The organism is Mesorhizobium sp. B3-1-8, from assembly GCF_006439495.1.
GTDB lineage: Bacteria > Pseudomonadota > Alphaproteobacteria > Rhizobiales > Rhizobiaceae > Mesorhizobium.
Genome location: NZ_VFTK01000046.1, coordinates 17,796 through 26,947, shown reverse-complemented (window position 1 = coordinate 26,947; position 9,152 = coordinate 17,796). Strand labels below are relative to the sequence as shown.

The following is a 9,152-nucleotide window of genomic DNA, read 5'->3' as shown; positions in this document are numbered from 1 at the left end:
GCCTAATCTTTCCGAGGTAACGCATTCTGAACGCGCGCGATTCGGTGATGGGCAGGGCATAGGACGAGGCCATGACCGGGGAAACGACCCTCAAGGAAGTCATCGCCAGGCTGGGCAAGGCCATGGAAGGGCTGGAAAACGCCGTGGCGGCGAAGCTCGAGCATGAGCGCGATTATTCGGAAGCCGAGGCCGAGGTGCAGCGCATGAACGCCGACCGTTCGCGCCTGGCGCAGGAGCTCGACAATTCCGAAGCGCGCGCCGAGCGTCTGGAAGATGCCAACAAGGAAGTGTCGCGGCGGCTGGTGACCGCCATGGAAACCATCCGCGCGGTTCTGGACAGGTAAGGCAATGGCACAGGTCACCGTTTCCATCGACGGCAAACAGTATCGCATGGCCTGCGATGAGGGCCAGGAAGAGCACCTGATCGACCTTGCCGAGCGCTTCGACCGCTATGTCTCGCATCTGAAGGATTCCTTCGGCGAGATCGGCGACCAGCGGCTTACCGTCATGGCCGGCATCATGGTGATGGACGAACTTTCGGAGCTCACCAAGCGCGTCAAGGGCATGGAGAGCGAAGTGCTGACCTTGCGCAAGACGCGTGACGAGGCGCTGACCAAGGCCGACAAGAGCGACAGCGTGCTCACAACGGCGCTCGGCGCGCTTGCGCAGCGCATGGAAGATCTCGCGGCGACGCTCGCGCTAAAGAAAGCCTGAGCGCCCGGCGCCAGCGGTAAATCGAAAATCCTGCCTCCAATTGCGGGCGATGGCGAAAAATTTTCGCCTGCCATGGGCAAGCTTCCTACTCCCAGCGTTTGAACCCTACCCTCATGGTGCTAGAACTAACGTCCGGCCACCGCCGAAAGGGGGTGCGCCGGCGGTTTCACAAAAAGGGTAGGGATAGGTCATGAGTCTTCGTATCAACGATATCGCGCCGGATTTCACGGCCGAGACTACGCAGGGCACCATCAAGTTCCACGACTGGATCGGCGACGGCTGGGCGGTGCTGTTCAGCCATCCGAAGAACTTCACCCCGGTCTGCACCACCGAGCTCGGCACCATGGCCGGCCTGGAAGGCGATTTCAAAAAGCGCAACGTCAAGATCATCGGCATTTCCGTCGATCCGGTGTCGAGCCACGAGAAATGGCAGGCCGACATCAAGACCGCTACCGGTCAGACGGTGAACTATCCGCTGATCGGCGATAAGGACCTCAAGGTCGCCAAGCTCTATGAAATGCTGCCGGCGGGCGCCGGCGACAGCTCTGAGGGCCGCACGCCGGCCGACAACGCCACCGTGCGCTCGGTCTACGTCATCGGCCCGGACAAGAAGATCAAGCTGGCGCTGACCTATCCGATGACCACGGGCCGCAACTTCGACGAGATCCTGCGCGTCATCGATTCCATCCAGCTGACGGCCAAGCACCAGGTGGCGACGCCAGCCAACTGGAAACAGGGCGACGACGTCATCATCACCGCCGCCGTCTCCAATGAGGACGCGATCAAGCGCTTCGGGGCGTACGAGACGGTGCTGCCGTATCTTCGCAAGACGAAGCAGCCTTCGGCGTGACGAGCCTTTTTCCTTCTCCCCGTTAAACGGGGAGAAGGTGCCCGAAGGGCGGATGAGGGGCGGCGCGGCGGTCGAAGATGAGCGCGCGCCTGCTCCCCTGTCCGATTGTTTGTTCTGACTTGACACTCGCAGCCTCGGCGCTGCCCCTGATTGCTGCCCATCCTCCGCTGCGGCTGCGGAGGGTGAACCGGCAGTTCTCCTCGCATAGCGACTGGGAGAAAGGGGCGCGCCACCGCTTTCGCCAAATAAAAACGGCGGCGCCAGATTCTGGCGCCGCCGTTTTGCTACTCAATGCGCGGTGGCTTTACGCCGCCGGCTGCGCCTCGATGGTGCGCAGCGCCTGGATCTGGCGCTTGGCGGCGGCCTTGACCGCGTCCTGCACCTTCTCGAAGGCGCGCACCTCGATCTGGCGCACGCGCTCGCGGCTGATGTCGAACTCGGCCGACAGCTCTTCCAGGGTCAGCGGCTCTTCGGCGAGGCGACGCGCCTCGAAGATGCGCCGCTCGCGGTCGTTGAGCACGGACAGAGCGCCCGACAGCATGGAGCGCCGGTTTTCCAGCTCGTCCTGCTCGATCAGCATCTCTTCCTGGCTTTCGTGGTCGTCGACCAGCCAGTCCTGCCATTCGCCGGACTCGCCCTCGCTCGCCCGGATCGGGGCGTTGAGCGAAGCGTCGCCCGACAGGCGGCGGTTCATAGATACCACTTCCGCCTCGGAAACGTTGAGGCGGGTGGCGATCTCGGCGATCTGGTCGGGCTTCAAGTCGCCATCGTCGAGCGCCTGGATCTTGCCCTTCACCTTGCGCAGGTTGAAGAACAGACGCTTCTGGTTGGCGGTGGTGCCCATCTTGACCAGGCTCCACGAGCGCAGGATGTATTCCTGGATCGAGGCCTTGATCCACCACATGGCATAGGTGGCGAGCCGGAAACCACGCTCCGGTTCGAATTTCTTGACGGCCTGCATGAGGCCGACATTGCCTTCCGAGATCACCTCGCCGATCGGCAGGCCGTAGCCGCGATAGCCCATGGCGATCTTGGCGACGAGCCGCAAATGGCTGGTGACGAGCTTGTGGGCAGCCGTGGTGTCCTGATGCTCGGCGTAGCGTTTCGCGAGCATGTACTCTTCCTGCGGCTGAAGCATCGGAAAGCGGCGGATTTCTTCCAGGTAACGGGCGAGACCGCCTTCACCGGAAACGATACTGGGTAATGATTGGGCCATGATAGCGCCCCTCTCTCTTTGGAGTGGATGCCCCCGAAAAGCGGCGGGCATTCGTCACGGATGCCAAAGGCTCATCCGCGACAACCTGTGTATATAGGAACAAAACCAGAAAAGACAGCATTTGTTCAACACGAAACAGTGTGTCACGCTGAAGTGAACAACGCCAGTCAGGTTTTTTGATGGTCGGTTTGAAGCGTCTTAATGGCAGGTTTCAGAGCTTGCGGAAGCCGCCGACCAATTCCTCCATGTCCCTTGGTATTGGCGCCTCGAACCTCATCGATAGATGGGTGGTCGGGTGCCGGAATTCAAGGAGCCAGGCATGCAGGGCCTGCCGGGGAAAGGCGCTGACCTTGGCTTTCAAGGGTTCGGGCAGCCGGTTGGCCTTGGTGCGGAAGGCCTGCCCGTAATCCGGGTCGCCGATCACCGGATGGCCGATATGGGCCATGTGGACGCGGATCTGGTGGGTGCGGCCGGTCTCCAGCCGGCATTCGACCAGGCTTGCGGTGGCGAAAGCCTGCTGTCCTTCGCCGAAGCGCTCGACGACGCTGAAATGGGTGACGGCATGGCGGGCATCGTCACGGCTTTCCGGCACCACCGCGCGGCGGATGCGATCGGCGGCGCGGCCGAGCGCGGCGTCGACGGTGCCCGTCGGCCGTTGCGGAATGCCCCAGACCAGCGCCAGATAGGCGCGTTCGAGATCGCCGGTGCGGCCGTGGTCGGCAAAGGCCTCCGACAGCGCCTTATGCGCGCGGTCGGTCTTGGCCACGACCATGACGCCGCTGGTTTCCTTGTCGAGGCGATGGACGATGCCCGGCCGCCTGACGCCGCCTATGCCGGACAGGCTGTCGCCGCAATGATGGATCAGCGCGTTGACCAGCGTGCCGGTCCAGTTGCCGGCGCCGGGATGGACGACCAGTCCGGCCTGCTTGTTGATGACGATCAGCTCGTCGTCCTCGTAGAGGATGTCGAGGGGAATGTCCTCGCCTTGCGGCTCGGCCGGCTCCGGCGCGGGCACCAGAATTTCGATCCGCTCACCGGCCATCAGCTTGCGCTTGGCTTCCAGCAGCTGCCTGCCGGCGATGGAGACCGCGCCCTGTTTGATCAGCGCCTGCACGCGGCTACGCGAGAGCTCAGGTCCGAGCCGGGCGGCAAGCCACTGGTCGAGACGCTGGCCGGCGGCGTCGGCGCCGGTTTCCAGCACGACGGCTTCGCCGGCAGCCGATTCCTCGTCCGCCAATTCGTCCTCTATCAATATCGGGGTCTCTTCGTTATGAGCGCTCATCGAAAACCGTTGCGGATTGTCTAGCCATGGCCCGGCCAATCGCCGAAGAAGATGAGGAAAAGCCGCTCGACCCCGCGGCCGAGAACGTGCGCCGCAAGCTCGTCCGCTTCATGATCGTCAATCTCGGCCTACTGTTCCTCGCCCTTATGGTGGTGATCGGGGCGCTTGTCTACAAAGCCCGCAATGCGCCGGTGGCCGGACCGGCTCCCGCCGCCGATGTCCAGGCTCCGGCCGGCGCGCCGCTGTCGGGCGACATTGTGCTGCCCGTCGGCGCCAAGGTGATCAGCCAGTCGCTCTCCGGCAACCGCCTGTCGATCGATGCCGAGCTTGCCGACGGCAGCCGTTCGATCTTCGTCTACGACATCGCCGAACGCCGCATCGTCGGCCAGTTCTCGATTCGTAACAAATGAGCGGCTTTGCCGAACGCCGCAGCGTCGCGACCGTCGCGCTCGTCGTCGGCAATTACGACGAGGCGGTCGCCTGGTATGTCGAGCAGCTCGGCTTCATGCTGAGCGAGGATGTCGACCTCGGCGGCGGCAAGCGCTGGGTCACCGTCGCGCCGGCGAAGGGCCATGGGGCGCGGCTGCTCTTGGCGGAAGCATCCAGCGAAGAGCAGGAAAGCCGCATCGGCAACCAGACCGGCGGCCGCGTCTTCCTGTTTCTCGAGACCGACGATTTTTCCCGCGACCATCGGGCGATGCTCGCAAAGGGTGTCGAATTCCGCGAGGCGCCGCGCTTCGAGGCCTACGGCACGGTGGCCGTCTTTTCCGATCTCTACGGCAATCTCTGGGACCTGATCGAGCCGAAACGGCAGGTCTGACCGGTGGCGGCCGGCAAAGCGCGCGAAGCGGTCGAAACCCTAAGCGGAGCACTCATCGGCAAGCCAATGAATGCTCCGCTTAGGACTTTTGTTTTGTCGCAGATTCTTGTCGGAAAACCGTACGACACTTTTCCGGAATCTGCTCGGTTGCTTTTTCCCGGCCGCCAGCCTATGTAGCCGGTTCTTGAGCGCGCCCATCGTCTAGCGGTCAGGACACCGCCCTCTCACGGCGGGAACAGGGGTTCGATTCCCCTTGGGCGTACCAAGACAATCAAACAAGCCGAACTTTTTGCCGAACTAAAACTGCCGACGCCGTATCGTTTCGGCGAGTTCGGCAAAGGCATCGACGATTCCCTCGCCGTTCTTGGCGCTCACGAACTTGACGCTCGATCGCGGCAGCTGGCCGATCTCTTCGGCGCTGCCGGGGGCTTCGGCGAGATCGATCTTGTTCACAAGGGCCCGGTATGGCCTGCCCGGAAATCGCGCCTCGAAGCTGCGGACCAGCTCGACCATGCGCGTCACGGTTTGCGGGCGCGTCACGTCCGACACGACGATCGCCGCCGACGCGCCGGTGACGTAGACGGTGTCGAAAATACGCGTCCCGAAATCGCCGTCGGTGTCCCACAGCACAAGCCGCGCCGTGTCGCCGCCGCGAACCGGATCGGCCGGAACATCGTAGCTCAGCACCTCGACGCCGAGCGTCGATTTGTATTCGCCGTCGAAACGATCGTGCACGAGACGGTACATGATGGATGTCTTGCCCACACCCATGTCCCCAAGCAGCATGACCTTTGCGCTGAGCATCATTGAGGGCGCTCGGCGCGGAACACGTTTTCGAAGGTGACGCGGCGGTTGCCTTCGCTCGGCACGTCGGAAATCGGCATCGATGACGAGCGCGAAACCACAAACAAGCGCGACGGCTCGATCCCGAGCGAGGTCAATCTTCGCACCACCTGGTCGGCTCTCTTGCGGGCAACTACCCGGTTGGCCACATCCGTTCCGGTGTCGTCCGCGTGCCCTACGACACGGATTCTCAGATCGTTGCCGGCGAGAAGCCCGGCAAGATTGGCAATCTGCTGCCCAGCCTCCTTGTCGTCGGCGAAGGCGTCGCCTGTGCCAAAGAAAATTGCCGTCGAGGCCATGAAGCGGTTGAGCCGCTCGGCCGGGCTGTCGGCTATCGATTGCAGGGCGTCGTACTGCTGGTTCCTGGATTTTGTCTCCTCGGCGAGCGCCGCGCGTGTTTCATCGATGCCCGCCCGCAGGCCGGCAAGGGATCGCAGCTCTTCTTCGCTTGGCCCGCGCGTCTGGTCGATGCGGGCCTGCAAGCCCGCGAGGGACTGCTTCTGGCCGGCGACCGCTTCGCCGGTCTCGCCGGCGGATTTCTGCAAGCCGGCAAGAGACTGCCGCAGCTCGGCGATCGCCTGGTGGTTTTCGTCGATGCCCGCCTGGAGGCCGGTCACCGATTGCCGCAGGACGTCGATGTCGGCGTTGAGCGCCGCCACCTGCTCCGTGCCCGGCACGACGCCGATCCGGCCGACGACCCGATAGGGCGCTGCGGCCTTGGCCAGGGCGTCGATCAGCGGAGCGGTCTGCACCTGGCTTGGCTCGATGCCGGAGACCGAGACGCTGCGATTGCGGTGGTCGAAATCCAGGCGCAGGGGAAACGTATCCAGCAGCGGTTCCTTGCCGGCCAGTTCCTGGAGCGCACCATTGGTGCGCCGCTCCAGCATCGTGCGGGTCAAATAGACGCTCGCCAGCCATGTCAGCCCGGCGGCGACGAGAGCCGCGAGGACGAACAGGACGACCTTTCCGGCCGGACGTGCTTTACGCTCCGCGGCGGGAGCGGCTTCGATGGAGGCGGCCAGGGACGCCAGCATGGCGGCGTCGCAGTCGAGGCCGCGATCCATGTTCTCGATCGTGTCGAAGAAAAGCGAATTGATCCTGGCGTCGTCGGCGGGGCGAAGGGGGCCGATGCATTCCGCGGCCAGGATGAACCGGGGCGAGGCGCGAAGCACGATCTCGCGTCCGCCGAAGTCGAGCTGCTGCAGATTGCCTTCCCCCGCGAGGGCCTGAACGGAAAATTCCAGGATCGCCGCGACCATCGCGCTCAGCAGGTCGGCCCGCTCGTCGGAGGTCTCTTCGCGCTTCCAGTCCGCGACGAGGCGACCGTTGCCGCGTTCGATCATCAGCAGCCGGTTGACGCGCGGCGGACTGGCGTTTGCCAGAACGAACTCGCTGATCGGCCGGCCGGTCGCCAGCGACTTGACGCGCCCGATCCACAGCTCCGTCGATGTCAGGGCGTTGAGGCGCTGCTCCAGCCGCGCGACGAGTTCCTTGAAAGCGTTCGCCACGGCCGCGCTGACCAGCCTGCCCGTGATCGGGTAGAGCGCGTCGACCATGAGGTCGCGCGAGTTCCTGATCTCGCTGCGGATCGCTGAAACCACCGATGGCGCGATGACGTTCGCCAGCTCGCGCGGCCGAACGACTTCGGCGCGCTCCAGCGCGGCGACCAGTATGTCGGCCGTCGCCGTTTCCAGGCGGTCGGGGCTGCCGATATATTGCTGAAGCAGGGCGACATCCGCGCCCAGCGCCTCGAGGCGCGCCGCCTCCGTTTGAAAGAGCAGTTTTCTAAGCTGCTCGATCTCACGGTTCTGGCCGGCGGCGGACGTCATACTACTTTCCCGCGCGCCCGGACCCTAGCCCGCTGATGGTTGCTCCAAGGTCCGAAATCGCGGCGCCAATATCCCTTTGCGAGGCGAGCCGCTTCTGTTCGGTTTCCCGCTCCAGTTCCAGGACGTGCGCCTGTAGCGTCGCGAGCTCCTTGGCAAAGTCGGCCTGGAGCTGCTTGATGGTGGCCTGCATCTCCTCGCGCAGGTCGGCAAGGCTGCTCTCGAGCGACCGCTGCGCGCCTCCGAACAGGAGATTGCGAACCTGGTCGATCGTCGCCTCGGCATGGATTTTGGCTTCGGATCCGTTCGCGGATGCGGCTCCATCCGCGGCTTTTGCGGCTTGCTCGGCGGCTTTCATGTTCTTTCCTCGGTTCTCACGCTCACTGATACGGTGACGACCGTTATATCAAATCCTAATTCGTGTGACAGGCAATCGACTTATTGCCTTTGTGGGAGCTATCTCGTGTCGAGCGTGGCAATTGTGCCGCCCTGTCAATCGTCACCTATCGCAATGACTGCTCGCACGCCAGTCGCCCTTCGGGGCTGAATCGAATCCGAGCTGAATCGAATGCAGGCCGAGCAGCCCCCCGCACCGGGAAAGACGCGGAGCCGCCTTGCCAGGAGCGATGCCCGGTTCGAGGGCGATCCGGCTGCTGCCGAATATGACTTTCGTCATCTCCGGTCCTGACCTTCGTCAGGTGCCGCAACCCCTTGAAACGGCCTAGATCAGCACGCCGGAACGCTGCGCGACGGCGGACGTGATTTTTCGACGGGAGGTTTCCAGATGGGATTTTTGGACAGTCTACAAAGTGCCTTGCAAGGCGAACAGCAGGGCGGAGGCTCGTCACTCCTGGCCGATGCGCTGACCGGCGTCGGCGGTTATCAGGGTGTGCTTGCCATGCTGCAGAAGTCGGGTCTCGGCGACCGTGTCGAATCCTGGCTGAGCACCAATGCCGCAAATCTTCCGATCGCGCCAGGCGAGATCAAGGCGGCCCTTGGCGACCAGCGTCTTCAGCAACTGGCGAGCCAGTTCGGGATTCCGCTGGATCAGGTGGCCGCCGCCCTGGCGCAACATCTTCCGGCCGCGGTCGACCAGGCCAGCCCCGACGGGGTGCTCGCGACGCACCGCGGCTGACACTGACGGACAGCAAGACAAATCCAGACGGCTTTTGCGGCAACCACGCCGCGCGACTCGACAGTGGTGTCGCTGTCCAGCCGAAAACGAGAGGGCAAGCGTGTGAGCAAGCAGGACGAACTGATCAGCAAATATGCGGCGGACCTGAGGGTCAAATGCGGCCTTACGGCGGATTTGGATCTCTTGACGAAGGTGACGAAGGGCTGCGGTCCGGCGATCTACGACAAGGATGCATCCACCGTTTCGGCCTCGGACAAGGAGGAGCTGGAACGGGTCAAGAAAAACTTTCTCATCAAAAGACTGGGGCTGACGGCCGATGCCGGCCTGGACGCGGGGCTCGCCAGGGTCATCGACCAGTACGGCCGCACCAACCGCAACAAACACCGCCCGGTCTTCTACTACCTGCTCGTCAAGCATTTCAGGCGCGAGAACGCCTTCGCCTGACGGCGCAAACAGGCAAATGGGC

The 9,152-nt window shown here is 63.6% G+C and carries 12 protein-coding genes and 1 tRNA gene; 8 read left to right on the top strand and 5 right to left on the bottom strand.

Translation table 11 applies throughout. The annotated features are described in order from the left end of the window. Positions 1–71: 71 nt before the first annotated feature. From FJ424_RS29770 to FJ424_RS29760, 3 genes are all read left to right on the top strand, one after another. Positions 72–344 carry a DUF4164 domain-containing protein gene (locus tag FJ424_RS29770; RefSeq protein WP_023763725.1) on the top strand — a complete coding sequence of 91 codons (273 nt, stop codon included), beginning with the start codon at positions 72–74 and terminating at the stop codon, positions 342–344. A 4-nt stretch (positions 345–348) separates the two neighbouring features. After that, positions 349–714 carry a cell division protein ZapA gene (locus tag FJ424_RS29765; RefSeq protein ID WP_140647887.1) on the top strand — a complete coding sequence of 122 codons (366 nt, stop codon included), beginning with the start codon at positions 349–351 and terminating at the stop codon, positions 712–714. A gap of 190 nt (positions 715–904) precedes the next feature. Then, positions 905–1,564 carry a peroxiredoxin gene (locus tag FJ424_RS29760; RefSeq protein ID WP_140659497.1) on the top strand — a complete coding sequence of 220 codons (660 nt, stop codon included), beginning with the start codon at positions 905–907 and terminating at the stop codon, positions 1,562–1,564. A gap of 304 nt (positions 1,565–1,868) precedes the next feature. On the opposite strand, the gene rpoH is transcribed toward FJ424_RS29760, so the two are convergent. Next, positions 1,869–2,780: an RNA polymerase sigma factor RpoH gene (gene rpoH / locus FJ424_RS29755; RefSeq protein WP_140647889.1), complete on the bottom strand. Its 912-nt coding sequence runs from the start codon at positions 2,778–2,780 to the stop codon at positions 1,869–1,871. Positions 2,781–2,991: 211 nt separating this feature from the next. Beyond that, complete coding sequence (locus FJ424_RS29750) at positions 2,992–4,062, bottom strand: RluA family pseudouridine synthase (protein ID WP_140659496.1); 1,071 nt, start codon at positions 4,060–4,062, stop codon at positions 2,992–2,994. A 26-nt stretch (positions 4,063–4,088) separates the two neighbouring features. On the opposite strand from FJ424_RS29750, the gene FJ424_RS29745 reads away from it, so the two are divergent. From FJ424_RS29745 to FJ424_RS29735, 3 genes are all read left to right on the top strand, one after another. Continuing rightward, a complete protein-coding gene (locus FJ424_RS29745) occupies positions 4,089–4,472 on the top strand; it encodes a fimbrial protein (RefSeq protein WP_140659495.1) in 384 nt (127 codons plus the stop codon). Further along, the gene (locus tag FJ424_RS29740) at positions 4,469–4,882 is read left to right on the top strand and encodes a VOC family protein (protein ID WP_140659494.1); all 414 of its coding nucleotides are present in this window, start codon (positions 4,469–4,471) and stop codon (positions 4,880–4,882) included. The genes FJ424_RS29745 and FJ424_RS29740 overlap by 4 nt, the downstream gene beginning before the upstream one ends. A 190-nt stretch (positions 4,883–5,072) precedes the next feature. After that, a tRNA-Glu gene (locus FJ424_RS29735) sits at positions 5,073–5,147 on the top strand. A gap of 32 nt (positions 5,148–5,179) precedes the next feature. On the opposite strand, the gene FJ424_RS29730 is transcribed toward FJ424_RS29735, so the two are convergent. The 3 genes from FJ424_RS29730 to FJ424_RS29720 form a co-directional block, all read right to left on the bottom strand. After that, positions 5,180–5,689, bottom strand: coding sequence for a GTP-binding protein (locus FJ424_RS29730; RefSeq protein ID WP_246677382.1), 510 nt, complete (start codon positions 5,687–5,689; stop codon positions 5,180–5,182). Then, on the bottom strand, positions 5,686–7,281 hold the full coding sequence (locus tag FJ424_RS29725) for an OmpA family protein (protein WP_181182234.1): 1,596 nt from the start codon (positions 7,279–7,281) through the stop codon (positions 5,686–5,688). Before FJ424_RS29725 ends, FJ424_RS29730 begins: the two co-directional genes overlap by 4 nt. Positions 7,282–7,555: 274 nt before the next feature. Further along, positions 7,556–7,909, bottom strand: a complete 354-nt coding sequence (locus FJ424_RS29720) for a hypothetical protein (RefSeq protein WP_140659492.1) — start codon at positions 7,907–7,909, stop codon at positions 7,556–7,558. Positions 7,910–8,293: 384 nt separating this feature from the next. Here FJ424_RS29720 and FJ424_RS29715 point away from each other — a divergent pair, with 384 nt between their 5' ends. Both FJ424_RS29715 and FJ424_RS29710 read left to right on the top strand, forming a co-directional pair. Next, the gene (locus FJ424_RS29715) at positions 8,294–8,686 is read left to right on the top strand and encodes a YidB family protein (protein WP_281405452.1); all 393 of its coding nucleotides are present in this window, start codon (positions 8,294–8,296) and stop codon (positions 8,684–8,686) included. Between the two features lie 102 nt (positions 8,687–8,788). After that, positions 8,789–9,130 (top strand): DUF2853 family protein, encoded by a 342-nt coding sequence (locus FJ424_RS29710; RefSeq protein ID WP_140647912.1) that lies wholly within the window; start codon positions 8,789–8,791, stop codon positions 9,128–9,130. Positions 9,131–9,152: the final 22 nt, after the last annotated feature.

Bases quoted from the DNA above. Each gene is read 5' to 3' on its own strand.
- FJ424_RS29745 (WP_140659495.1), top strand. From the start codon at position 4,089: ATGGCCCGGCCAATCGCCGAAGAAGATGAGGAAAAGCCGCTCGACCCC.
- FJ424_RS29740 (WP_140659494.1), top strand. From the start codon at position 4,469: ATGAGCGGCTTTGCCGAACGCCGCAGCGTCGCGACCGTCGCGCTCGTC.
- rpoH (WP_140647889.1), bottom strand. From the start codon at position 2,780: ATGGCCCAATCATTACCCAGTATCGTTTCCGGTGAAGGCGGTCTCGCC.
- FJ424_RS29720 (WP_140659492.1), bottom strand. From the start codon at position 7,909: ATGAAAGCCGCCGAGCAAGCCGCAAAAGCCGCGGATGGAGCCGCATCC.
- FJ424_RS29770 (WP_023763725.1), top strand. From the start codon at position 72: ATGACCGGGGAAACGACCCTCAAGGAAGTCATCGCCAGGCTGGGCAAG.
- FJ424_RS29725 (WP_181182234.1), bottom strand. From the start codon at position 7,281: ATGGTCGACGCGCTCTACCCGATCACGGGCAGGCTGGTCAGCGCGGCC.
- FJ424_RS29765 (WP_140647887.1), top strand. From the start codon at position 349: ATGGCACAGGTCACCGTTTCCATCGACGGCAAACAGTATCGCATGGCC.
- FJ424_RS29750 (WP_140659496.1), bottom strand. From the start codon at position 4,062: ATGAGCGCTCATAACGAAGAGACCCCGATATTGATAGAGGACGAATTG.
- FJ424_RS29730 (WP_246677382.1), bottom strand. From the start codon at position 5,689: ATGATGCTCAGCGCAAAGGTCATGCTGCTTGGGGACATGGGTGTGGGC.
- FJ424_RS29760 (WP_140659497.1), top strand. From the start codon at position 905: ATGAGTCTTCGTATCAACGATATCGCGCCGGATTTCACGGCCGAGACT.